This window comes from Afifella sp. IM 167 (genome assembly GCF_020144925.1).
GTDB lineage: Bacteria > Pseudomonadota > Alphaproteobacteria > Rhizobiales > Afifellaceae > Afifella.
On sequence record NZ_NSLC01000003.1, the window covers coordinates 127,185 to 149,608 of the forward strand.

General features: G+C 66.8%; 21 protein-coding genes. 9 read left to right on the forward strand and 12 right to left on the reverse strand.

Annotated elements, in window-relative coordinates; genetic code table 11:
• The first annotated feature begins 1 nt into the window (after position 1).
• On the forward strand, positions 2 to 1,507 hold the full coding sequence (locus CLD20_RS05815; protein WP_224405658.1) for a pilus assembly protein TadG-related protein: 1,506 nt from the start codon (positions 2 to 4) through the stop codon (positions 1,505 to 1,507).
• A 3-nt stretch (positions 1,508 to 1,510) separates the two neighbouring features.
• Here the strand turns inward: CLD20_RS05815 and CLD20_RS05820 are convergent, their stop codons facing one another.
• Positions 1,511 to 2,182 carry an AraC family transcriptional regulator gene (locus CLD20_RS05820; RefSeq protein WP_224405659.1) on the reverse strand — a complete coding sequence of 224 codons (672 nt, stop codon included), beginning with the start codon at positions 2,180 to 2,182 and terminating at the stop codon, positions 1,511 to 1,513.
• Positions 2,183 to 2,374: 192 nt separating this feature from the next.
• Here CLD20_RS05820 and CLD20_RS05825 point away from each other — a divergent pair, with 192 nt between their 5' ends.
• On the forward strand, positions 2,375 to 3,094 hold the full coding sequence (locus CLD20_RS05825; protein WP_224405962.1) for a class I SAM-dependent methyltransferase: 720 nt from the start codon (positions 2,375 to 2,377) through the stop codon (positions 3,092 to 3,094).
• 16 nt (positions 3,095 to 3,110) lie between these two features.
• Here the strand turns inward: CLD20_RS05825 and CLD20_RS05830 are convergent, their stop codons facing one another.
• Entirely contained in the window at positions 3,111 to 4,265 is a 1,155-nt protein-coding gene (locus CLD20_RS05830; protein ID WP_224405660.1) for a site-2 protease family protein, read from the reverse strand.
• Between the two features lie 240 nt (positions 4,266 to 4,505).
• On the opposite strand from CLD20_RS05830, the gene CLD20_RS05835 reads away from it, so the two are divergent.
• Together CLD20_RS05835 and CLD20_RS05840 are read left to right on the forward strand one after the other, a co-directional pair.
• Positions 4,506 to 4,883: a hypothetical protein gene (locus CLD20_RS05835; RefSeq protein WP_224405661.1), complete on the forward strand. Its 378-nt coding sequence runs from the start codon at positions 4,506 to 4,508 to the stop codon at positions 4,881 to 4,883.
• Between the two features lie 13 nt (positions 4,884 to 4,896).
• Positions 4,897 to 7,080, forward strand: coding sequence for a pyrroloquinoline quinone-dependent dehydrogenase (locus CLD20_RS05840; RefSeq protein WP_224405662.1), 2,184 nt, complete (start codon positions 4,897 to 4,899; stop codon positions 7,078 to 7,080).
• A gap of 75 nt (positions 7,081 to 7,155) precedes the next feature.
• Here CLD20_RS05840 and CLD20_RS05845 read toward each other — a convergent pair whose 3' ends face one another.
• Complete coding sequence (locus CLD20_RS05845) at positions 7,156 to 8,367, reverse strand: argininosuccinate synthase (protein WP_224405663.1); 1,212 nt, start codon at positions 8,365 to 8,367, stop codon at positions 7,156 to 7,158.
• 95 nt (positions 8,368 to 8,462) lie between these two features.
• Complete coding sequence (locus tag CLD20_RS05850; protein WP_224405664.1) at positions 8,463 to 9,287, reverse strand: phosphatase PAP2 family protein; 825 nt, start codon at positions 9,285 to 9,287, stop codon at positions 8,463 to 8,465.
• 146 nt (positions 9,288 to 9,433) lie between these two features.
• Between CLD20_RS05850 and CLD20_RS05855 the strand changes: the two genes are divergently transcribed.
• Together CLD20_RS05855 and CLD20_RS05860 are read left to right on the forward strand one after the other, a co-directional pair.
• Positions 9,434 to 10,075, forward strand: a complete 642-nt coding sequence (locus tag CLD20_RS05855) for a LysE family translocator (protein ID WP_224405665.1) — start codon at positions 9,434 to 9,436, stop codon at positions 10,073 to 10,075.
• 14 nt (positions 10,076 to 10,089) lie between these two features.
• On the forward strand, positions 10,090 to 10,638 hold the full coding sequence (locus CLD20_RS05860) for a GNAT family N-acetyltransferase (RefSeq protein ID WP_224405666.1): 549 nt from the start codon (positions 10,090 to 10,092) through the stop codon (positions 10,636 to 10,638).
• 7 nt (positions 10,639 to 10,645) lie between these two features.
• Here the strand turns inward: CLD20_RS05860 and CLD20_RS05865 are convergent, their stop codons facing one another.
• Complete coding sequence (locus CLD20_RS05865) at positions 10,646 to 11,542, reverse strand: LysR substrate-binding domain-containing protein (RefSeq protein ID WP_224405667.1); 897 nt, start codon at positions 11,540 to 11,542, stop codon at positions 10,646 to 10,648.
• A gap of 95 nt (positions 11,543 to 11,637) precedes the next feature.
• On the opposite strand from CLD20_RS05865, the gene CLD20_RS05870 reads away from it, so the two are divergent.
• Positions 11,638 to 11,832 (forward strand): hypothetical protein, encoded by a 195-nt coding sequence (locus CLD20_RS05870; protein WP_224405668.1) that lies wholly within the window; start codon positions 11,638 to 11,640, stop codon positions 11,830 to 11,832.
• A gap of 12 nt (positions 11,833 to 11,844) precedes the next feature.
• Here CLD20_RS05870 and thpR read toward each other — a convergent pair whose 3' ends face one another.
• A complete protein-coding gene (gene thpR, locus CLD20_RS05875) occupies positions 11,845 to 12,381 on the reverse strand; it encodes an RNA 2',3'-cyclic phosphodiesterase (RefSeq protein ID WP_224405669.1) in 537 nt (178 codons plus the stop codon).
• Positions 12,382 to 12,859: 478 nt separating this feature from the next.
• Between thpR and CLD20_RS05880 the strand changes: the two genes are divergently transcribed.
• A complete protein-coding gene (locus CLD20_RS05880) occupies positions 12,860 to 13,201 on the forward strand; it encodes a DUF2794 domain-containing protein (RefSeq protein ID WP_224405963.1) in 342 nt (113 codons plus the stop codon).
• 19 nt (positions 13,202 to 13,220) lie between these two features.
• On the opposite strand, the gene CLD20_RS05885 is transcribed toward CLD20_RS05880, so the two are convergent.
• The 4 genes from CLD20_RS05885 to CLD20_RS05900 all read right to left on the reverse strand — a co-directional run bounded on the left by CLD20_RS05885 (position 13,221) and on the right by CLD20_RS05900 (position 18,066).
• Positions 13,221 to 13,778: a GNAT family N-acetyltransferase gene (locus tag CLD20_RS05885; RefSeq protein WP_224405670.1), complete on the reverse strand. Its 558-nt coding sequence runs from the start codon at positions 13,776 to 13,778 to the stop codon at positions 13,221 to 13,223.
• Positions 13,779 to 13,894: 116 nt separating this feature from the next.
• Positions 13,895 to 14,647 carry a Bax inhibitor-1/YccA family protein gene (locus tag CLD20_RS05890; protein WP_224405671.1) on the reverse strand — a complete coding sequence of 251 codons (753 nt, stop codon included), beginning with the start codon at positions 14,645 to 14,647 and terminating at the stop codon, positions 13,895 to 13,897.
• A gap of 150 nt (positions 14,648 to 14,797) precedes the next feature.
• Positions 14,798 to 17,344 carry an ABC transporter permease gene (locus tag CLD20_RS05895; RefSeq protein ID WP_224405672.1) on the reverse strand — a complete coding sequence of 849 codons (2,547 nt, stop codon included), beginning with the start codon at positions 17,342 to 17,344 and terminating at the stop codon, positions 14,798 to 14,800.
• Positions 17,341 to 18,066 carry an ABC transporter ATP-binding protein gene (locus CLD20_RS05900; protein WP_224405673.1) on the reverse strand — a complete coding sequence of 242 codons (726 nt, stop codon included), beginning with the start codon at positions 18,064 to 18,066 and terminating at the stop codon, positions 17,341 to 17,343. Before CLD20_RS05900 ends, CLD20_RS05895 begins: the two co-directional genes overlap by 4 nt.
• 58 nt (positions 18,067 to 18,124) lie before the next feature.
• Here CLD20_RS05900 and CLD20_RS05905 point away from each other — a divergent pair, with 58 nt between their 5' ends.
• Positions 18,125 to 18,772, forward strand: a complete 648-nt coding sequence (locus CLD20_RS05905) for an arylesterase (protein WP_224405674.1) — start codon at positions 18,125 to 18,127, stop codon at positions 18,770 to 18,772.
• Between the two features lie 3 nt (positions 18,773 to 18,775).
• Here CLD20_RS05905 and CLD20_RS05910 read toward each other — a convergent pair whose 3' ends face one another.
• Both CLD20_RS05910 and acnA read right to left on the reverse strand, forming a co-directional pair.
• Complete coding sequence (locus CLD20_RS05910) at positions 18,776 to 19,540, reverse strand: thioredoxin family protein (protein WP_224405675.1); 765 nt, start codon at positions 19,538 to 19,540, stop codon at positions 18,776 to 18,778.
• Positions 19,541 to 19,661: 121 nt separating this feature from the next.
• On the reverse strand, positions 19,662 to 22,424 hold the full coding sequence (gene acnA, locus CLD20_RS05915; RefSeq protein ID WP_224405676.1) for an aconitate hydratase AcnA: 2,763 nt from the start codon (positions 22,422 to 22,424) through the stop codon (positions 19,662 to 19,664).

Consider the following 22,424-nt stretch of genomic DNA (forward strand, 5'->3'; position numbering starts at 1 on the left):
GATGAGAAAGATGCTTCAGATGAACATCGTGCGCCGCTACCTGCGATCGGAGGAGGGTGCGGTGCTGCCGCTGATCGGGCTCGCCATCACCGTCCTCATCGGGATGATGGGGCTCGCCATCGACATCGGCCGCGCCCAGATCGTCCACGCCAAGCTCCTCAACGCCGCAGATGCGGGCGGTCTTGCCGCGGGCGCGCGGCTCAACTCGTCGATGTCGGGCACACTGCAGCAGGAGGTCGAGAAGTACGTCAAGGCGAACTTCCCGGATGGCTACGTCGATTCCCACGTCACCAGCGTGACGGCGAGGGCCAATTCCACCGATACGACGATCAACGTCACGGCCGAAGCCACGATGCCGACCACCTTCGTGAGGCTGTTCGGCTACAAGACGATCACGGTGAAAGCGACCTCCGAGATCACCCGCGAAATCGGCGGCCTGGAAGTCGTTATGGTGCTCGACAATACCGGCTCCATGGGCGGCTCCAAGCTCAGCTCGCTCAAGAGCGCGGCGAAGGATCTCGTCGAGATCCTTTTCGGCGACAACAGTTCGGAGCACCTTTTCGTCGGCCTCGTACCGTTCTCGCAGGCGGTCAATATCGGCACCACCCACAAGACCTGGCTCAACATCGACGTCGACGACCAGAGCAAGATCGACTTCGGCCAGTCGGTCGGCGGCAGCTGGGGCGGCTGCGTGGAGGCGCGCCTCGACGGAGACGACGTGACCGACGAGCCGCCGGTCGTCGACGAGACCGTCACGCCCAAGGTCGACACCCGCTTCACACCCTATCTGTGGCCGGACGGCTCGGACAACGACTGGAAGAACGAGTCGCCGACCGGGCATTACGAGAGGCGCTGCACCATGGAATGGTTCGGCTACTGCTTCCGCTACGAGAATGTGTGGGTTCAGGACGGGGCGTCCACCACCTACAACACGCCGTTCTCCACGAATCGCGGCCCGAACAAGAGCTGCTCGCAGCCGGTCACGCCGATGACCCAGAGCGAGACGACCATCACCAATGCCATAAACGGCATGCAGGCGGTCGGCAATACACACATCAACCTCGGCGCCGTGTGGGGCTGGCGCATGCTGTCGCCGAAGTGGCGCGATTTCTGGGGCGGGGAGATGACGGCGAACAGCCTGCCGCTCGACTACAACAACGAGCTGATGGACAAGGCCATCATCATCATGACCGACGGCGACAACACCTGGGGCACCGACTACTCGGCCTACGGTCCGAGATCGGAAGCGCGCCTCGGCACGAGCAACACGGGCTACGCCGCCGATGAACTCGACGACCGGCTGGAAGAGGTGTGCACCGACATGAAGAATGTCGGCATCATCGTCTACACGATCGCCTTCGGTAACCCGGGCAACTCGACGAAATCGATGATGCGCCGCTGCGCCACGCAGAGCGACTTCTTCTTCGATTCCCCCTCCTCCTCGGACCTCTCGGCGGCTTTCAAGGAGATCGGCGATTCGCTCTCCAACCTGCGCGTCAGCCGCTAGCGTTCATTCCAGCATTCCGCCGGGCATTGCGCTCTGGCTCGGCGCATGCCCGAACCGCCTGGAATACGCGCGTGAAAACGCGGCGGCGCTGCCGAAGCCGACCGCAGCAGCAACGGATTTGACGCTCTCGCCGGAGCCGAGTCTCGCCCGGCCCAGGACCAGGCGCCAGCCGTTCAGATAAGCGCCGGGTGATTCGCCGACGATCTGTTTGAAGATCGCCGTGAACTGTCCGCGCGACATGCCCGAAATGGCAGCGAGATCGGCGATCTGCCATTTCCTTGCCGGCTCGTCGTGCATTGCGATCAGGCTCGCAGAGAGCCTTGGATGGGCAAGCCCGGCGAGCAAGCCGGCATCGACCGTCCCAATCGCGATGGCCTTGCGGATGGCCAGCACGACGACGACCTCACACAGCCGTGCCTGGACGGAGCTGCCTCCGCACCGCGCGGTTTCCACCTCCGCGGTGATCAATTCCGCAAGGCCGAGCAGTTGCGGTTCCTCCGCCAGCGAGACGCTCACTTCCTCGGGCAATGCTCCGATCAGGGGATTGGCGCTGCCGCCAAAATCCACCCTGGCGGCGGCACACAGTTTCACCCCCTGCGGCAGCGTCTCATTGGAGCGCGCCCGATAAAGGAGGTGGGTCGGACGGCCCGCGCAATCTGCGTCGATGATCAGCAAATTTGCCGCCCGGGCGGAGCCGCAATGCGTCGTGCCGAGCGCAAAGGCTCTGAGAAAAGCCGTCAGCCGGTCATGCCTTATGCCGATATTCGGACTTTCGATCATGTAATCGAGCTTTATTTTGATCAAGAAGGACATACGCTGGCAGCGCGGGGCAAACAAGACCGGTCCCAGGACGACGAAAGAGAAAGCATGACCCAGAGTTCGGCTGCCAAGTTCGACCATTCACGCGCAGACGAATATGCCCGCCAGAGCCGGATCGGCCTTGCCGGATATGACGCCTGCCATGAACTTGCCGCCTGCATGCTGGCGGCCGCGCTCGGCGAGCCACGGCAGGCACGAATCCTGGTTGTCGGGGCCGGAGGAACGGCAGGCGAAATCGTCTCCGCGGCACGGCTGGAGCCGGAATGGTCCTTCGTGGCCGTCGATCCATCGCCGCCGATGCTGGAGCTGGCACGGACACATCTGGCCGAAGCGGGCATTTCCGGGCGCGTGGAGACCGTCGTCGGCGCCGTATCCGATCTGGATCCTGCCGCGTCCTTCGATGCGGCGATCATGATCGGCGTCCTGCACCATCTGCCGGGCGATGCGGCGAAGCAGGATATTCTGGCCGAAATTTCGGCGCGGTTGAAATCCGCGGCGCCGCTGGTCATGGCGGGAAATTATCGGGCCTACGCCTCGCAGCCCCTGCTCATGGCGGCCTGGGCGAACCGCTGGCGCATGAACGGCGCAGAACCTGATGAAGTCCGCTCCAAGATGGGCAAGCTCCTGCAGGGCGCGGAGCCGCCAGGATCCGAAGAAGCGGTGTTCTCGCTGCTGGCGGATGCGGGCTTCGAAGAGCCGGTTCGCTTCTTTGCGAGCCTTTTCTGGGGTGCATGGCTGGCGCGGCGCACCTCGCAGGCCGCCTCCTAGCCCGCGGAACAAGAGATCACTGCGGCAGGAGGGGGCCTTTTTCCTGCCGGTCGCCCGCCGCGGCGGGGCTTGCGGAAGCGGTGCGGATCATCATCAGCTCGCCGACATTTTCGGACGTGACGTAGCCGACGAAGCGGCCACCCTCGGTCGTGCCGGCGACGGTGATGCCGCCTTCCGTGACGCCGACAGCCGGGACGGAGCCGTCCTGCAGGCGTTTCAGCGCATCGCTCAGCCAGGCGCTTTGCGGCACCAGCGGAATGTTGCGCGTCATGGCATCGAGCACCGGGCCTTCGCGCCCTTCCTTCGCCAGGAGGTCGATGAGGCTCTTGCGGGTGAGGATGCCGCGCAGGCGGCCGCCGCCGTCGACCACCGGAAATTCGTGCTGCGTCGTCTTCAAGAGGAGGTCGGCCGCATCGCCCGCCGTGGCGTTCGGCGCGAGGGCCGAGAAGCGGGTGATCATGGCGTCGCGCACACGCACGCCCCGAGCCACGTCCTGCAGGCCGACCGACTGCGCTTCGGCGGTGGCGGCGAGATAGATGAAGATGGCGATGAAGAGCAGGAACGGATTGCCGAACAGGCCAAGAAAGCCGAAGCCGAAGGCGAGCGCCTGGCCGATGCGCGCAGCGAGCTCCGTCGCCTTCACCCGGTTCATGCGCATGGCGAGCACGGCCCGCAGTACCCGTCCGCCATCCATCGGGAAGGCCGGGATCAGGTTGAAGAGGGCGATGAAGAGGTTCACCGAGGCGAGCCGGGCGAGGAAGGAAAGCTGCGGATCCTCCAGTCGGGCGAGTGCCTCAGGACTGACGGTGGCGCCGAGAACGAGGATGAGGATCAGCGCGAAGACGACGTTCACGGCGGGGCCGGCGAGAGCCACCAGAATCTCCTCCGACGGCTTTTCCGGCATGCGCTCGAGGCGGGCAAGGCCGCCGATCGGCAGGAGGGTGATGTCGGGCGTGCGGATGCCATAGCGGCGCGCGACGAGGGCGTGGCCGAATTCGTGCGCCACGACGCAGGCGAAGATCGCCAGAATGAAGAGGACGCCGTCGGCCGCCGCGGCCGCGCCGCCCGTCTGGTAATGCGCCACCCCGATCCACGCCAGAAGCAGGAAGAAGGTGACGTGGATGCGGATCTCGGAGCCGAAGAGACGGCCAATCGGGAAGGACCAGCTCATGAAAACTAGATGGCGATCGCGGGGGCCGGCCGCAACGGCAAACCGCCCCGGCGCCGCGGTTTTGCGGGCGTCGCCGCCTGCGGAAAAGGCGGCACGCGAGGCGCCCGAACAAGGGCGCTGCGGGAGGGCGGCAGACGAGCAGCAGGCGGACGTTTAGTCGGCGAACCGTTAATTCCGGCATTTCACATTGAATAACGCCAGCGTGAACTAGTTGCGGGCCCAAGCCATTCGGAGGGCACCATGACGACATATGCAGGCACGCCGCGACGAGGCGCGGGCTACTGGGCGACCGTCGCCCTGGCCATACTCGTTCTCGTTTTCGGGCTGCCGATCTTCCTCGGCGGGGTCTATCTGATCACCCTTGGAGGCTCCTGGTATTACGCCATCGCCGGGATCGGCCTCGTCCTGACGGCGTGGTTTCTCTTCCGCGCCTCCATGGCCGCCCTGTGGGTCTACCTTCTCACCTACGCCGGCACACTCGTCTGGGCCTTCTGGGAAGTGGGAACGGATTGGTGGGCGCAGGTGCCGCGCCTCGTGGCGCCGAGCGTCGTCCTCGTTCTCGTGCTGCTGACGATCCCCGTCCTGGCGCGCCGCCCGCATCCGACCCGCGACGCATAGAGGAACGCCCGACATGACACGCCTTTCGCATGCTCTCGCCCTCGCGGGCGTCATCGCCCTTTCCGCCGTCCTCAGCCCCGGCCCGCTCTCGGCCCAGCAATCGGCAGAGCCTGACACCAGCCCGACGCCGGAAGCCTCCGACACGCTTCAAGCCCCGGGCGCGCCTGTCGAACCGGCCGGGAGCGCTCTCGACGAGCAGGAGCCCGGCGGCGCCATGCCGGCCGGTGCGATGCCGGAATCCGGCGAGGCGAGTTCCGTGCGGGCCGCCCGGAAGCAGCGCGAGGCGGGCACCGACTGGCCCTTCTGGGGGGCGGGGCCGCAGGCCGACCGCTATTCGCCGCTCACCCAGATCACGACCGAAAATGTCGGCAAGCTCGAAAAGGTATGGACCTATCGCAGCGGCGACATGCCGACGGGCGATGCCAAGGGCAAGTACTCGCCGGAGAACACGCCGCTCAAGATCGACCAGACGCTCTATCTCTGCTCGCCGATGAACATCGTCATCGCGCTCGATGCGGGAACGGGCGAGGAGAAGTGGCGCTACGACCCGAAGGTCTCCACCGACGCGATCCCCTATGGCGCGACCTGCCGGGGTGTTTCCTATTACGAGGTTCCGGACGCTGCCGCGGGCGAGGCCTGCGCGAAGCGGATCATCGAGGGAACGCTCGACGCACGCCTCATCGCCGTCGATGCGGAGACGGGCGAGCCCTGCGCCGATTTCGGCGAGAACGGCTCGGTGGATATGTGGCAGGGCATCGGCAAGAAGGTGCCGGGCTGGTACGCCGTCACCGCGCCGCCGGCCATCGTGCGCGGCATCGCCGTCACCGGGGCGCAGGTGAAGGACGGACAGGCCGAGGACGCGCCTTCCGGCGTCATCCGCGGCTACGACGCCGTCACCGGCGAACTCGCCTGGGCCTGGGACCTCGGCGATCCGGATCTGACCGGGGCCCCGCCGGAGGGCGAGACCTATACGCGCGGGACGCCCAACATGTGGACGACGGCGACGGGCGATGAAGAGCTCGGCTACGTCTATCTGCCGCTGGGCAATTCCGCCGTCGACTATTGGGGCGGCAACCGCTCCGAGGAGGAGAACGAATACTCCTCGTCGCTGGTCGCCATCGACGTCGCCACCGGCAAGCCGGTCTGGCACTTCCAGACCGTGCATTACGATCTGTGGGATTACGACCTCGGCTCGCAGGTCTCGCTCGTCGACTTTCCGAAAGACGGCGCAAGCGTGCCGGCCATCATCCTGCCGAGCAAGCAGGGCGACATCTACATCCTCGATCGGCGCACCGGCGAATCGCTGGTGCCGATGGAGGAGATCGACGCGCCGAAGGGTGGCGTGGAGCCGGAAAACCTCGCCGCGACGCAGCCGGCGTCGGGCTATCACGCGCTGCCGCGGCCGGATCTTCAGGAAAAGGATATGTGGGGCGTCACGCCGCTCGACCAGCTCGTCTGCCGCATCCAGTTCCGGCTCGCCGCCTATGACGGCATGTACACGGCGCCGACGGCCGACCGGCGCTGGATCGAGTATCCCGGATACAACGGCGGCTCCGACTGGGGCAGCCTCGCCGTCGATCCCGAAAAGGGCATCATCGTCGCCAATTACAACGACGTGCCGAACTACAACCGGCTGATCCCGCGCGAGGAGGCGAACAGGCGCAACCTGAAGCCGATCAACGAAGAGACGCCCGGCGGCGGGGGCGGCGGCAAGGCGGAAGGGGCCGGCGATCCGCAGGCCGGCTCGCCCTTCGGCATCGACGTCAATGCCGGCTGGCGGGCGCCGTGGACCGGCATTCCCTGCAAGCGGCCGCCGCTCGGCGGCATCCGGGCGGTCGATTTGGCGACGGGCAAGACGCTCTGGGACCGACCGCTCGGCACGGCGCGGCGCAACGGGCCGTTCAACATCCCCTCCTTCCTGCCGATCAGCATCGGCACGCCGAACAACGGCGGCTCGGCGGTCACGGCCGGCGGGGTCGTCTTCATTGCCGCGGCGACGGACAACCTCATCCGCGCGATCGACCTTGAGACGGGCAAGACGCTCTGGTCGGACGTGCTGCCGGCCGGCGGCCAGGCGACGCCGATCGTCTACGAGGAGGGCGGCAAGGAGTATCTCGTCATCATGGCGGGCGGCCACCATTTCATGGAGACGCCGATCGGCGATTACTGGATCGCCTACGCCCTGCCGGATGGCTGAGGGCGCCGAAATCGTTGAAACGAAAAAGCCCGCCGAGATGCTCGGCGGGCTTTTTTGTCGTGCTGGCGGAAGCGATCAGCTGCGGTCGCGCTTGCCGAGGGTCCTGAGGCGCAGGGCGTTGAGGCGGATGAAGCCGGCGGCGTCCTTCTGGTCGTAGGCGCCGCGGTCGTCCTCGAAGGTGACGAGTTCGTCGTTGTAGAGCGAATAGGGGCTCGCCCTTCCCACGACGATGACGTTGCCCTTGTAGAGCTTCAGGCGGACGGTGCCCTCCACCTTCTCCTGGCTGCGGTCGGCGAGCGCCTGGATCATCTCGCGCTCCGGGGCGTACCAGAAGCCGTTGTAGACGAGCTCGGCGTATTTCGGCATCAGCTCGTCCTTGAGATGGGCGGCGCCGCGGTCGAGCGTCAGCGATTCGATCGCCCGGTGCGCGGCCAGCAGAATGGTGCCGCCGGGCGTTTCGTAGATGCCGCGGCTCTTCATGCCGACGAAGCGGTTCTCCACGAGGTCGATTCGGCCGATGCCGTTGTCGCGGCCGAGATCGTTGAGGGCGGCCAGCAGCTCGTGGGGCTTCAGGGCCTTGCCGTCGATGGCGACCGGGTCGCCCTTCTTGAAGGCGATCTCGATCACCGTCGCCTTGTCCGGCGCCTCCTCCGGCGAGACGGTGCGCTGGAAGACATAGGCGGGCGGCTCCTCGTTCGGATCCTCCAGCACCTTGCCCTCGGAGGAGGAGTGCAGGAGGTTCGCATCGACCGAGAAGGGGGCCTCGCCGCGCTTGTCCTTGGGCACGGGGATCTGGTTCTTCTCGGCAAAATCGATGAGGTCGGTGCGCGACTTGAAATCCCATTCGCGCCAGGGGGCGATCACCTTGATGTCCGGGTCGAGCGCATAGGCGGTCAGCTCGAAGCGTACCTGGTCGTTGCCCTTGCCGGTGGCGCCGTGGGCGATCGCGTCGGCGCCCGTCTCGTGGGCGATCTCCACCAGCCGCTTGGAAATGAGCGGCCGGGCGATGGAGGTGCCGAGCAGATAGACGCCTTCGTAGAGCGCGTTCATGCGGAACATCGGGAAGACGAAGTCGCGCACGAACTCCTCGCGCAGATCCTCGATGTAGATCTCGCGGATGCCGAGCATCTCCGCCTTCTTGCGCGCCGGCTCCAGCTCGTCGCCCTGGCCGAGATCGGCGGTGAAGGTCACCACCTCGCAGCCATAGGTGACCTTCAGCCACTTCAGGATGATGGAGGTGTCGAGGCCGCCGGAATAGGCGAGCACCACTTTCTTGACGTCGGACATGTCGCTGCTCGGGAAGAGGGTTTCGGTCGGGCGCGCACTATAGGCAGGGGCCATGCGTGCGCAAGGCGTCACGCCGACCTTGCGCAGCGGCCCGTTCAGGCGGCGCGCCGTTTCTCCCGCGCCCTGCCGGCCTTCCAGAGAAGGTATCGCAGGAAGCGACCAAGACGGGCGATGCCGGCCTCGATGGCCCGGTCGAGAGCGGGCTGGAAGCGCCTCAGCACCGGCTCCTTCACAAGCAGCATCACGAGCAGCGTGACCAGCCAGGCGATCAGCACGTCGCTGAGGAAGTGCCCGCCCATGGCGACGCGGCTCCAGGAAGCGGCAGCGGCGAGGAGGATGGAGGCGAGGAGCACCGGCGCGCGCCATGCCTTCGGCACGACGAAGACGAGCGCCACGAGCCAGAAGGCGGAGGCCGCCTCGCCGGAGACGAAGGAGCAGTTGGACAGGCAGCTGCCGGAGAAATCGCCGACACGGGCGAAGAGAGCGTCGCCGCCGAATTCGGCGAGATGGCGCGGACGCGGCCTTCCCGAATGTGCCTTCAGGATGCCGTTGACGATGAGGCCGGGACCGAGGGCGAAGACGGCGTAGAGAAAGAGCGGGATGCGCGGGGCGATGAGGAGCCGGCTCTCAGGCCAGACAAGCTTGAAGACAAGCGGCAGGCCGACGGCAAGCGCGACGAGCGCCTCCACGATCCGGGCGAAGTTGCGCACGAAGCGGGCCGTGCCGTCGCTCGTGCCGACGAAGGCGCCGTCCGCCCAGAAGGCGCGCGAGACGGCAAGGTCGAGAACGGGCAGGGCGGCGAAGACGAGAGCCACGACGAGGAGAGCGGCGAGGGCGGCGAGCACCGGTTGCCGCTTCGCGCGGGAAAGGGCACGGGCGAGCGGTTCGGGCAGGGAGGCTTTCGGCAGGCGGGCGCGCATCCAACCCTGATGCGCAGGCCGGGCGAGGGTGGTCAAGCACCCGTTGCGAGAGCCCGGCGGGCCTGCTCGCATTTTGTCTCGCGCGCAAGAAACAGGTGGCGCGCGCGCTCCTCACGCGGCATCCATGGCGGTGCAGGAGCATGCTCATGGAATTCATCCCTTCCTTCGGCGTCATCACCGCTTTCACGCTCGCCGCGGCGATCCTGATCGTCACGCCCGGTCCGGACATGACGCTCTTTCTGTCTCGGGCGCTGATGCAGGGCCGGGCTGCCGGGCTTGCCGCCATGATCGGCGCCTCCTCCGGCATCGTGGTGCACACGATGCTTGCCGCCTTCGGCCTTTCGGCGCTGCTGGCGGCCTCTCCAAAAGCCTTTTTCGTGGTGAAGGTCGCCGGCGCGCTCTATCTCCTCTTCCTCGCCTTCCAGGCGATCCGGCACGGCTCCGCACTGACGCTGGAGACGAGGACGGGGCCGCGCCAGTCGCTCTGGCGAAGCTGGGCCGCCGGCCTCGGCATCAACCTCCTCAACCCGAAGATCGTCCTTTTCTTCGTGACCTTCCTGCCCCAGTTCGTTTCCGTCTCCGATCCGCATGCCGGCGGCAAGCTCGCCTTCCTCGGCTTCTACTTCATCGCGCTCGCCATCCCGTCCTGCGGGGCGATGATCCTGGCGGCGGCGGAGTTTTCGGCCGCGCTGAAGCGCTCGCCGATGATCTCGCGGGTGGTGGACTATCTCTGCGCCACGATCTTCGGGGCCTTTGCGATCCGGCTCCTGATGACGCGCACGAGCTGAGGCCTGCCTCGTTCATGGGCAATGTCCCGGAGCTTGAGACGCCGCGGCTCTTTCTGCGGCCCCTGGCGGTGGAGGATGCGCCCGCCATTCAGCGGAGCTTTCCGCGCTGGGAGATCGTTCGCCATCTCAACGCCGTCGTTCCCTGGCCCTATCCCGAGGATGGCGCGCTCGCCTATCTGCGCGATGCCGCGCTGCCGGCGATGGAGGAGGGGCGGGAATGGCTCTGGTCGCTGCGGCCGAAATCTGAGCCCGACGAGCTCATCGGCGTCATCGGGCTGAGGGATGCGGCGGAGGACCAGCGCGGTTTCTGGCTGGCGCCGGAATGGCAGGGCAGGGGCCTGATGGGCGAGGCGGCGGACGCCGTGACGGAGTACTGGTTCGAGGTGCTGGAGCGGCCGGCCATGCGGGTGTTCAAGGCGATCGGCAACGAGGGATCGCGACGGATCTCCGAGCGCCAGGGCATGCGCCGTGTCGCGCTGGTGGAGCGCGACTACGTCTGCGGCCGCCTGCCGACCGAGGTGTGGGAGATCAGCCGGGAGGAATGGCGCCGGCGGCGCGCCTGAGGCCGCCTCAGCCTCCTGCCTCTTCGGCGAGCCGCGCCTTCAGCCAGTCGAGGAAGACCTGCACCTTGCGCGGCACGCGCCGCGCCTCGGGGAAGACGACGTAGTAGCTCCAGTCGGATGTGGCGAGAGCCGGGAAGGGCTGTACGAGCCGGCCGGTGGCGAGCTCTTCCTGAAAGAAGGCCGGCTCCAGGATCGCAACGCCCTGATCCGCCATCGCCGCGCGGGCGGCCAGATGCTGGGAAAGAAGCTGAAGACCGGGGCGCGCCGCGAGGTCGCCGGCTTCTGCGCCGGCGGCGGCGAACCATTCGACCCACCAGGGATCCGGCGGATCGATGATGGGCAGCGTCAACAGGTCGGCCGGCTTGGGGGCAGGGCCGAGGCGGGCGGCAAGGCCCGGGCCGAGCATCGGCGAGAAGCGGATCGGCAGCACCCAGTGGGCCGCGAGGCCAGGCCATTTGCCGGCTCCGACCCGGATGCCGAGATCGATCTCCTCGCGGGCGAAATCCGTGAGGTGGTGGCTGGTATCGAGCCGGACGGCGATTTCGGGATGGGCGAGCTGGAAGAAACCGAGACGCGGCACCAGCCAGGTCGTCGAGAAGGTGGCGACGGCGCTGATGGAAAGCACTTCGTCCTGGTTCTGCTTCAGGCTCGAGAAACCCTCGCGCAGCTCGGCGAGGGCGCGATCCACCACAGGTGCGAGCCGGGCGCCCGCCTCGCTCAGCTCCACGCCGCGCGCCTGGCGCACGAACAGGCGCGTGCCCGCCCATTCCTCCAGAAGGCGGATCTGGTAGCTGACGGCCGCCTGCGTCATGGCGAGCTCCTCGCCCGCCGCGGTGAAGTTGAGGTGACGGGCGGCGGCGTCGAAGACGCGGATGGTGGAGAGCGGAGGGAGTGGAGGAGCCATTAAACAGCCTTATGTCGTGATCCGGATTATTCGTTGGACCGGACGGGCGTTCAAGAGCAAATATTCCCCCACAAACCTAGAAAACAGGTGTTCTCATGGCTCCCGACACGCTCGTCGGCGGGCGGTCGCTGCCGCTCGTCCATATCATCCGCAAATGGCTGGGCCTGCCCATCCGGTATCGGCGCACCAGCACCCGGTTGCGCTGGGAAGAACTCAGCGAGGCGCGCAAGCGCGATCTCGGGCTTGCCGACGGGCGCTTCCACCTGAAGCGCGATGCGATGCGGGACTGAGATCTTCCGGGGCTAGGCCGCCAGCGGGTAGGCCTCTTCCACGATATACGGCCCGCCGCCCCTCGATGCGCGCGAGGAGAGCAGGACGAAGCGCCCGACCTCGAAGGGAGGCGTACGGAAATCGCCCCTCAGGGCCAGGTAGGTGGCGACGTCGGCCTGGCTCGCCGTCCTGAGGCGCGCCAGCGTGACGTGCGGGGTGAACTTTCGCCGCTCCGGTTCCAGGCCAAGGCGCTGAAGGCGCCTTTCCTGTTCGGCCTGCAACTCTTTCAGTTCCTGAACGGCGGAAATGCCGGCCCAGAGCGAATGCGGCTTCCGCGACCCGAAGCTTCCGAGGCCCGACAGGGCCAGCTTGAAGGACGGGCGGGAGATCTGCGCCAGCGTGTGGGCGACCTCGTCGGCAACGTCGTAGGCGACATCGCCGATGAAGCGGAGCGTCACGTGATAGTTCTCGGGATCGATCCAGCGGGCACCCGGCAGGCCGCCGCGCAGGAGGGAAAGCGAGAAGGCGATGTCGGAAGGAAGCTCCAAGGCGGTGAAGAGACGGGGCATGAGGGGTCTCCTCTGTCGCGGGCAAAGGCCCTGGACATGCCGGACGGCGAATCACCTCACCAATCCGCTGGACAGCATTCTAGCGGCACGTGCTTCAGGGGAAAGAAGGGGCAAGAAAAAAGGCCGGTCGAACCGGCCTTTAAAGGTGCACCTCTGGGGGATTGAACCATACACGGAACAATACCGGGCGACGGAGAAACGGGGCTGGGGGCAAACCGCCTCGCCGCCGCGCCGGATAATGAGGCAGTCTCCATTCTGCCCAGGAGAGTGGCACCGCAAGGGCCGAATTCCGGCGAGAATATGATTTTTCTCGTCGCCAGAGCGGGGCCCCTATGGCGCGTCTTTGCCGCGGAAGCGCGAGCGACCCGACGCGCCCGCCGGCCCTTTCGGCCTTGCCACCTCCGGCTCCTTGCCGCTTTAATGTAAGGTCAGTCAGGAGGGCGCTTTGAGCGAGACAGAAGACTGGTCTACGACCGCGCTGCGGGGCTCTTCCGCAGCGCGCCGAAATAGCGTGAAAGACTCCGTCGCGTTCCATCGGACGGAGCTCGACGTCATCCTCAGGGTTTACGGCAAGCGCGTGGCGGAAGGCGAGTGGCGCGACTATGCGATCGACCACCTTTCCGACCGTGCGATCTTCTCCATCTTCCGGCGTACCAGCGAGATGCCGCTCTACAAGGTGGAGAAGGTGCCCTCGCTCGCCCGCAAGCAAGGCGCCTACCGGGTGGTGGCGACGGGCGGCACGATCCTGAAGCGCGGGCACGACCTCGCCCAGGTGCTGCGCATCTTCGACAAGCCGAAACTGAGGCTGGTGGCGGGCTAGAGCCTTTAGCCGGTGCGCCTCAGGCCGGTGCGCCGGGCTCGCGATCGGGCAATGTCCGGTCGCCCTCGCCGAGCGCCTTCTGCATCCATACCGTATCGAGCCAGCGGCCGAACTTGTAGCCCGTCCCCTTCATGATGCCGGCATGGGAAAAGCCCAGCGCGGCGTGGAGGCCGACGGAGGCGGAATGGTTGGAGCCGTCGCCGATGACGGCGACCATCTGGCGGAAGCCGCGCCGCTCGGCCTCGGCGACGAGGGCCGCCAGCAGGATGCGGCCGACGCCCTGCCGATGGGCGGCGCGATCGACGTAGATCGCATCCTCGACCATGAAGCGATAGGCGCGCCGCGGCCGGAAGGGGCCGGCATAGGCGTAGCCGAGGATCTTTCCGTCCTCATGCGCCACCAGATAGGGATGGCCGCCCGCCGTGAGAGCGCGCATGCGGGCAAGCATCTCGGTCTCGTCCGGCGGCGTGAGCTCGTAGCTTGCCGTGCCGGTCGCGACGGCGTCGGCATAGATGGCGGTGATGGCGGGAATGTCCGCTTCGGTGGCGGCGCGGACGGCCGGCTCTTGGTGCTGCATTTCAGCGCCCATAGCCCAGGAGGCCGGCCAGCGTCGATAGCCGCGTTGTCCCGGGCCTCGGCACAACGAAAAACGGCGCCCGAAGGCGCCGTTCCGGAGGTCTTCTGCGACCTGCCTTAGTTCCGGTTGCCCAGGAACTGCAGCATGAACATGAAGAGGTTGATGAAGTCGAGGTAGAGCTGCAGGGCGCCCATGATGGAGGCGCGGCCCGCGGCCACCGTGTCACCCGAGACGTAGTCGTAGGTGTGCTTCAGCCTCTGCGTGTCGTAGGCCGTCAGGCCGGCGAAGATCAGCACGCCGAGCGCGGAGATGGCGAACTGCAGCGCCGAGGAAGCCAGGAAGATGTTGACGATCATCGCGATGATGATGCCGATCAGCCCCATGACCAGGAACGAGCCCCAGCCCGACAGGTCCTTCTTCGTGGTGTAGCCCCACAGCGAGAGGCCGCCGAAGGCCGCCGCAGTGATGAAGAAGGTCTGGACGATGCTCTGGCCGGTGAAGACCAGGAAGATCGTCGACAGCGACATGCCCATCACCGCCGCGAAGGCGAAGAACACCATTCTCGCCGTGGACGGCTGCATGCGGTTGATACCCGCGGAGAAGCCGAAGACGAAGAGAAGCGGGGCGAACATGATCAGCCACTTCAGCGGGCTGGCATAGACCGCCTGACCGAAGCCGGTCAGGGTGCCAGCGCTCTGGTCGACCGCGAAATAGAATGTGGCGAAGGCCGCAACGCCAGTGATGGCGAGGCCGAGTGCCATGTTGTTGTAGATGCCGAGCATGAAGGCGCGCAGACCCTCATCGATCCCGGCACGGGATACGGTGCTCGAGCGATCGACAGTCTGATACTGCCGGTCGTATTCAGCCATGGAATCCTCCTCCTGGGGTGCTTCGCTCACGCACTACCGGAGCGTCGGAGCGAATATGGCAATGCCTTGAGGCAGCCACAAGGCCTGAACCGTGCGACAGCCTTAACATTCGGCAAGGTCGCGGCCGCCGCGCGGCGGCTGCAATCCGCTTCACAGATTGCGCAAATAGGGCGCCGGCCGGACCGACAGGATGCGCCAGGTGCCGGCAAGGCCGAGCCCCACCGTGACGACGAGGGCGATCAGCGCGGAGGCTGCCGCGATCCACGGGAAGTGGGTGAAGTCGAAGTCCATCAGCCCGGAGATGACGAACCATGCGGCGCCCGATCCGGCGGCGAGAGCGAAGAGACCGGTGGCGAGGCCGAGGAGCCCGTATTCGAGCGCGAAAGCCGAGAGAAGCTGCCGCCTCGTGGCCCCTAGTGCCTTCAGGATGACGGCGTCCTGGCGGCGCTGTCGATGACCGGCGGCGAGCGCTCCGGCGAGCACCAGCATGGAGACGAGGAGGGCGAGCGAGGCGGCGATGCGCACGGCGAGCGCCAGCTGCCTGACGACCGAATTGACCGCTTCGATGGCATCCTTGACGCGCACCGAGGTGACCCCCGGAAAGGCGTCGGTCACCTCGCGCAGGACCGTGCCGGAGAGCGCTTCCGGGCTCCCCTCCGGCAGGGTCAGAGTGGCGAGATGGGTGTGCGGCGCTCCCGAAAATGTGTTCGGCGTAAACACCATGACGAAGTTGATGGCGAGCGATTCCCACTCCACCGAGCGGAAATTGGCGATCCTCGCCGTCAGGTTCCGGCCGAGCACGTTGACGGTGACGGTGTCGCCGAGCTTCAGGCCGAGCCCGCGGGCAAGCTCTCCGTCGAAGGAGACGAGCGGCTCGCCGGAATAATCCGCAGGCCACCATTCGCCTTCCTCCAGCTCGGAGTTTTTCGGCATCTCGTCCGAATAGGTGATGCCGCGGTCGCCGCGCAGCACCCAGCGCGCCCCTTCTTCCGCCTGCACCTCGGAGGCCGGCACGCCATTCAATTCCACGAGGCGTCCACGCAGCATCGGCACGGTCTGGACGCGCCCTTCCGGCGCGACTTCTGCCAGAAGATCGAGGAAGGGCTGGCGCTCGGCGCCCTGGATGTCGACGAAGAAGAAGTCCGGTGCTTTCTCGGCGATGCGGCCGGTGAGCTGGCTGCGCAGGTTCGTGTCGATCAGGGCGAGCGTGACGAGCAGCGTCAGGCCGAGGCCGAGGGAGAGGACGACGCTCGCCGTCAGCGCCCCCGGCCGCTGGATGTTGCGGATGGCAAGGCGCAGGGTCGTGGAGCGGATGGTGCCGGCATTGCGCGCCGCCGCCATCACCGCGATGGCGATGACCCGCAGGATCAGGAAGGCGATGACGACGCCGAGGACGAAGAAGAGCGCCACCTCCTGGTCGACGGAAAGGAGGATGGCGATCCCCGCAAGGGCGAAGAGAAGGACGAGCTGGGCGATGCGGATCGACCATGCCGGCTTTGCGTCGAAATGCGCCGCCCGGTCGGCAAAAAGGCTCGCTGCCGGCAGATCCCGCGCCCGCCCCAGCGGCCAGAGCGAGAAGGCGAGCGCGACGAGGAAGCCGTAGAGGGCGGCGAGCACCAGTTCGCGCGGATAGAAGGCGGGCACGGCGGCCACCGGCAAAATGTTCTTCAGCCCGGCGATGGCGGCGAAAGGCAGCGCCGCGCCGATGACCAGCCCGACGGCGATGCCGAAGGCGGCGAGGATGAGGATCTGTAACAGATAGGTACGGAAGACGAAGCTCCGCGGCGCGCCGAGGCATTTCAGCGTCGCGATGGCCGGCCGCTTCAGGTCGACGAAGCTCGCCACGGCATTGGCGACGCCCACGCCGCCGACGACGAGGGCGGTGAGGCCGACCAGAGTCAGGAACTGCGCGAAGCGGGTGATGTTGTCGGTCAGGCGCGGCGAGGCGTTGTCGCGTGCGCGGATGCGCCAGCCCGCATCGGGAAAGCGCGCCTCGGCCGCCTCGCGGATCGCCTTCAGCCTCTGGTCGGAGGCGCCGGGCAGGATGAGGCGGTATTCGTAGGTGACGAGGCTGCCGGGGCGCACGAGGCCGGTTTCACGCAGCGTTTCACGCGAAACGAGGAGCCGCGGGCCGAAGCCGATGCCGTCGGATAGCCGGTCCGGCTCGAATTCCACGACGCCGCGGATCTGCAGCGTCGCGCTGCCGAGCGCGATCCTGTCTCCCGGAACGAGGCCGAGGCGGTCCATCAACTCGGGCGCGGCCACGGCGCCGGGCATGCCGTCCACCCTTGCCAGCGCCCCGCCGAGGTCGCCGCCCCCGCGCAGCTGCAATTCGCCGAGGTCGGGATAGGAGGGGCCAACCGCCTTCAATTCCACCAACGTCTGGTCGGCGCCGTCGAGCCGGCGGGCCATCGCCCGCATATTCGCGACGAGGGAGGGCTCGCCCGCAGCCTCTTCCTTCAGGAAGGCGTATTCCTCGGGCGAGGCCTCGCGGTGGATCAGCGAGAAGGAGATGTCGCCGCCGAGGATGGTGCGGCCCTCATGGGCGATGCCCTCCGTCAGGGCGCGCGAGACGGAATTGACGCCGGCGATCGCCGCCACGCCGAGGGCGATGCAGGCGAGAAAGACGTAAAAGCCGGAAAACCCGCCGCGCAGTTCCCTCGCGGCGAAGCGGAGCGGCGTCGGTAGCGCGCTCATGCGGGAGTTTCGGCCATCGGGCGCGCGGCGGGGCGGGCCGCGCCCGCCGCTTCCGGCTCGATATGGCCGGCGGTGATGCGCACGGTGCGGTCGCAGCGGGCGGCCAGCTCGCGGTCATGGGTGACGAGAAGGAGCGTGGCACCATGCTCGCGCGAGGTCTCGAAGAGAAGGTCGGCGATCTCGCGGCCGGTATCGCCGTCGAGATTGCCCGTCGGCTCGTCGGCGATGAGGATGGCCGGCTCGGTGACGAGGGCCCTGGCAATGGCGACGCGCTGCTGCTCGCCGCCGGAAAGCTGGGAGGGATAGTGGGTCAGCCGCTCGGCAAGGCCGACCCGCGCCAGCATCGCCTCGGCGCGCTCGAACGCCTCGTTTTCGCCGGCAAGCTCCAGAGGCACGGCGACGTTCTCCAGCGCCGTCATCGTCTGCATCAGGTGGAAGGCCTGGAAGACGAAGCCGATCTCCTGGCCGCGAAAGGCGGCGAGCGCGTCCTCGCTCATGCCGGAAAAGTCATGGCCGGCGATGACGACGCGGCCTCGGTCGATCCGCTCCAGGCCGGCGACGACCATCAGGAGCGTCGACTTGCCGGAGCCGGAGGGGCCGACGAGACCGACGACCTCGCCGGCGGGGATCTGAAGGCTCGCCTTGCGCAGGACGTGCACCTCGGCGCGCCCGCTGCCGAGCGTCAGCTCGGCGTCTTCGATGAGAATTGCCGGTTCAACCAAGTTTCCCAAGCCCTATATCCGCCCCTCGGTCCAAGGCAGCGGATATGGTGCAGGCCTCATGACATTCAAAGCTTTGCCGGCGCTTGTGCTCGGCTTCGTGATGACAGCGATTGCGGTTTCGGCGGCATGGGCCGGCGAACCGGTGAAGATCGTCGCCTTCGGCGACAGCCTGACGGCGGGCTACGGCCTTGCGCCGGGCGAAGGCTTCGTCGACCAGCTCCAGGCGCGGCTCACCGATGAAGGCATCGAGGCCGAGGTCGCCGATGCCGGCGTCTCCGGCGATACCGCGTCCGGAGGGCTGTCGCGGCTCGAATGGTCGGTGCCGGAGGATGCGGATGCCGTCATCGTCGAGCTCGGCGCGAACGACGCGCTGCGCGGCGTCGATCCCGAGGTGACGCGCCAGGCTCTGAGCGAGATCGTCAGCCGGCTGCAGGCGCGCGGCCAGAAGGTGCTGCTTGCCGGCATGCTCGCGCCGCCGAATATGGGGCCGCAATACGGGACGGAATTCAACGCCATCTACCCCGATCTCGCCGAAAAGACGGGCGTGCTCCTCTATCCCTTCTTCCTGGAGGGGGTTGCAGCCGATTCCGCCCTCAACCAGGCGGACGGCATCCACCCGACGGCCGAGGGGGTGAAGGTCGTCGTCGACGGCATCCTGCCGAAGGTGAAGGAGCTCGTGGAAGAGGCGCGGAAAGCGAAGGGCTGAAGCTCAGCTTTCGGCGTGGTGGTGGGCGACGGCGGCGCCGAGCACTTTTCCGGGGCCCGCGTTGGTTTCCACCTGCAGGATGACGGCGCAGCCGTAGCCCGGCCCGGCCATGATCTCGTCGGAGGGCAGGGAGATCGCAAGCGGCTTGCCGTCCCACAGACCTATGGGCTGGTTCGATCTGACCACGTTGCGATAGACGACGGTGCGGCCGCGATTTTCGCCGCCGCGGATGGGCACCGTTTCCTCCTGACGGAAAGTGAGGAGACGCACGGCGACCTGCCGGCCGGCGGGGGCGACGCCCGCCGCGATGCGGATTTCCAGACGCGCGTCGGTCTTGTGCATCTCGATGCCGACGGGAAGGCTCGCCGCGGCGATGGCGTGGCTGACCGCGGAGCGATTGGAGCCGACGAAAGCCTCTTCGCCGTTTACCACCATCTGCGGGGTATAGACCTTGCCGTCGCCGCGGGCGGCGGCATAGGCGCGCTCGCGATCCGAATTCTCCGGCCGCGCCAGCGTGTCCTTCCAGCCGAGATAGTCCCAGTAGTCGACGGGCAGGGAGAGGGCGATGACCTCGTCCCGGTCGGCGAGATCGGCGAGAAAATGATCCGCCGGCGGGCAGGAGGAGCAGCCCTGGCTGGTGAAAAGCTCGATCACGGCCTTGGGCTCGTGGGCCGAAGCGGCGGATGCGGAAAGGAGCGCGCTGAGAAGAGCTGCGGCCAGGAGAGGCGGCAGGCGGACGAGCGGGAGGCGTGGGCGCGGTGCGTGCATGACGGTGCGCAGTATCGCCTCCCCCCTTCGCCCTACGACTCACAAGGGGGTGAAGTGACACCCTTGTGAGCGCAGGTGATTTTGGCCTCCGGCAAAGGTGTGCCGGAGACACGCAAACGTGTCAGGCGGCGGCCTGCTCGTTGACGAGATTGCGCAGCACGTAGTGCAGGATGCCCCCGTGCCGGTAGTAGTCGAGCTCGTCCTCGGTGTCGATGCGCACCAGGAGCGGCACCTCCTCGATGCGGCCGTCGGCGAACTCGATCTTCGCGGTCACTTCGCTCTGCGGGCGTATGTCCTTGAGGCCCGCAATGGAGACCTTCTCGTCGCCCTTGATGCCGAGATCGTGCCAGGTCTTGCCGTCCTTGAAGACCAGCGGCAGGACGCCCATGCCGATGAGATTGGAGCGATGGATACGCTCGAAGCTCTCGGCGATCACGGCGCGCACGCCGAGAAGGCGCGTGCCCTTCGCCGCCCAGTCACGCGACGAGCCGGTGCCGTATTCCTTGCCGGCGAAGACCACCAGCGGCACGCCTTCCTCCTCGTAGCGCATCGCGGCCGTGTAGATCGGCAGCTCCTCGCCGGAGGGATAATGGCGGGTCATGCCGCCCTCGACGCCTTCCAGCATCTGGTTCTTGATGCGGATATTGGCGAAGGTGCCGCGCATCATGACTTCGTGGTTGCCGCGGCGCGAGCCGTAGGAGTTGAACTCGATCGGCCGGACCTGGTGCTCGACCAGATACTCGCCGGCCGGGCTCTCGCGCTTGATGGCGCCGGCCGGGGAGATGTGGTCGGTGGTGATGGAATCGAGGAAGAGCCCCAGGATGCGGGCATCCTCGACGTCCTCCACCGGCTTCGGCGACTTGTCCATGCCCTCGAAGAAGGGCGGGTTCTGCACATAGGTGGAAGAGGGCGGCCATTCGTAGGTCATGCCGCCGCTGACCTCGATCCCCTGCCAGTGCTTGTCGCCCTTGAAGACGTCGCCGTAGCGTTCGCGGAACATCTGCTCGGAGATGACGGCCCGCACGATGTCGGCGACTTCCTTCGCCGTCGGCCAGATGTCCTTGAGGTACACCGGATTGCCGTCGGCACCCTCGCCGAGCGGCTCCTCGGTGATGTTCTTGCGCATCGTGCCGGCGAGCGCATAGGCCACGACCAGCGGCGGCGAGGCGAGATAGTTCGCCCGCACGTCCGGATTGACGCGGCCCTCGAAGTTGCGGTTGCCGGAAAGCACCGAGCAGGCGACCAGATCGTTTTCTGCGATGGCCTCGGAGATCGCCTCCGGCAGCGGGCCGGAATTGCCGATGCAGGTCGTGCAGCCATAGCCGACGAGGTCGAAGCCGAGCGCGTCGAGATCCTCCTGCAGGCCGGATTTCGTCAGATAGTCGGTGACCACCTGCGAGCCGGGAGCGAGAGAGGTCTTCACCCAGGGCTGCACCTTCAGGCCCTTCTCCTTCGCCTTCCTCGCGACGAGGCCGGCAGCGATGAGGACGCTCGGATTGGAGGTGTTGGTGCAGGAGGTGATCGCCGCAATGACGACATCGCCGTCGCGGATATGGAAGTCCATGCCCTCCACCTGATAGGAGGGGATGTCCATGACGCCTTCGGCGCCCTCATCCACATAGCGGGATTCGGCCGAGCTCTCGGGCACCTCGTTGGAGCCCTTCTTGCCCCCCCTCAGTTCGCCGAGCGCCTTCTGGAATGCGTTCGCCGCATCGGTCAGCGGCACGCGGTCCTGCGGACGCTTCGGGCCGGCGAGCGAAGGCACGACCGTGGAGAGGTCGAGACTCAGCGTGTCGGTGAACTCCGGATCGGGCACGTCGTCGAAGCGGAACATGCCCTGCGCCTTGGCGTATTCCTCCACCAGCTTGACGCGGTGCGGATCGCGGCCGGTGGCGCGCAGGTATTTCAGCGTGTCGTTGTCGATCGGGAAGAAGCCGCAAGTGGCACCGTATTCCGGGGCCATGTTGGCGATCGTCGCCTGATCTTCCAGCGAGAGGTTCGAAAGGCCCTCGCCGAAGAATTCCACGAACTTGCCGACGACGCCCTTCTTGCGCAGCATCTGGGTGACGGTCAGCACCAGGTCGGTCGCGGTCGTGCCTTCCGGCAGGCGGCCGGTCAGGCCGAAGCCGATGACCTCGGGGATCAGCATGGAGATCGGCTGGCCGAGCATGGCGGCCTCCGCCTCGATGCCGCCGACGCCCCAGCCGAGAACGGAAAGGCCGTTGACCATCGTGGTGTGGGAATCGGTGCCGACGAGCGTATCCGGGAAGGCGAAGGTCTCGCCTTCCTCCTCACGCGTCCACACCGTCTGGGCGAGGTATTCCAGGTTCACCTGATGGCAGATGCCGGTGCCCGGCGGCACGACGCGGAAGTTCTGGAAGGCTTCCTGGCCCCAGCGCAGGAAGGTGTAGCGCTCCCCGTTGCGCTCGTATTCCATGTCGACGTTCTTGCCGAAGGCTTCCGGGGTGCCGAAATAATCGACCATGACGGAGTGGTCGATGACGAGGTCGACCGGAACGAGCGGATTGATGACCTTCGGGTCGCCGCCGAGATGCGTCGTGGCGTCGCGCATGGCGGCAAGATCGACAACGGCGGGAACGCCGGTGAAGTCCTGCATCAGCACGCGCGCCGGCCGGTAAGCGATCTCGCGCGAGGAGCGATGCTCCTTCAGCCATTCGGCCACGGCGCGGATATCGTCGGCCGAGACGGTGCGGCCGTCCTCGTGCCGCAAGAGGTTCTCCAGCAGCACCTTCAGCGAGAACGGCAGACGGGAAATGCCGTCGAGGCCGTTCTTCTCTGCATCGGGCAGGGAGAAATAGGTGTAGGCCTGCCCGTCGACCTCGATCTGTTTTCGGGCGTTGAAGCTGTTCAGAGATTTTGTCAC

What these genes read in the sequence shown, in the direction of transcription:
- CLD20_RS05885 (WP_224405670.1), bottom strand. Translation starts at nt 13,778, where the DNA reads ATGCAGCACCAAGAGCCGGCCGTCCGCGCCGCCACCGAAGCGGACATT.
- CLD20_RS05830 (WP_224405660.1), bottom strand. Translation starts at nt 4,265, where the DNA reads ATGAGCTGGTCCTTCCCGATTGGCCGTCTCTTCGGCTCCGAGATCCGC.
- CLD20_RS05865 (WP_224405667.1), bottom strand. Translation starts at nt 11,542, where the DNA reads ATGGCTCCTCCACTCCCTCCGCTCTCCACCATCCGCGTCTTCGACGCC.
- CLD20_RS05910 (WP_224405675.1), bottom strand. Translation starts at nt 19,540, where the DNA reads ATGCACGCACCGCGCCCACGCCTCCCGCTCGTCCGCCTGCCGCCTCTC.
- CLD20_RS05855 (WP_224405665.1), top strand. Translation starts at nt 9,434, where the DNA reads ATGGAATTCATCCCTTCCTTCGGCGTCATCACCGCTTTCACGCTCGCC.
- CLD20_RS05845 (WP_224405663.1), bottom strand. Translation starts at nt 8,367, where the DNA reads ATGTCCGACGTCAAGAAAGTGGTGCTCGCCTATTCCGGCGGCCTCGAC.
- CLD20_RS05840 (WP_224405662.1), top strand. Translation starts at nt 4,897, where the DNA reads ATGACACGCCTTTCGCATGCTCTCGCCCTCGCGGGCGTCATCGCCCTT.
- CLD20_RS05890 (WP_224405671.1), bottom strand. Translation starts at nt 14,647, where the DNA reads ATGGCTGAATACGACCGGCAGTATCAGACTGTCGATCGCTCGAGCACC.
- thpR (WP_224405669.1), bottom strand. Translation starts at nt 12,381, where the DNA reads ATGCCCCGTCTCTTCACCGCCTTGGAGCTTCCTTCCGACATCGCCTTC.
- CLD20_RS05905 (WP_224405674.1), top strand. Translation starts at nt 18,125, where the DNA reads ATGACATTCAAAGCTTTGCCGGCGCTTGTGCTCGGCTTCGTGATGACA.
- CLD20_RS05835 (WP_224405661.1), top strand. Translation starts at nt 4,506, where the DNA reads ATGACGACATATGCAGGCACGCCGCGACGAGGCGCGGGCTACTGGGCG.
- CLD20_RS05870 (WP_224405668.1), top strand. Translation starts at nt 11,638, where the DNA reads ATGGCTCCCGACACGCTCGTCGGCGGGCGGTCGCTGCCGCTCGTCCAT.
- CLD20_RS05895 (WP_224405672.1), bottom strand. Translation starts at nt 17,344, where the DNA reads ATGAGCGCGCTACCGACGCCGCTCCGCTTCGCCGCGAGGGAACTGCGC.
- CLD20_RS05850 (WP_224405664.1), bottom strand. Translation starts at nt 9,287, where the DNA reads ATGCGCGCCCGCCTGCCGAAAGCCTCCCTGCCCGAACCGCTCGCCCGT.
- CLD20_RS05825 (WP_224405962.1), top strand. Translation starts at nt 2,375, where the DNA reads ATGACCCAGAGTTCGGCTGCCAAGTTCGACCATTCACGCGCAGACGAA.
- CLD20_RS05860 (WP_224405666.1), top strand. Translation starts at nt 10,090, where the DNA reads ATGGGCAATGTCCCGGAGCTTGAGACGCCGCGGCTCTTTCTGCGGCCC.
- CLD20_RS05815 (WP_224405658.1), top strand. Translation starts at nt 2, where the DNA reads ATGAGAAAGATGCTTCAGATGAACATCGTGCGCCGCTACCTGCGATCG.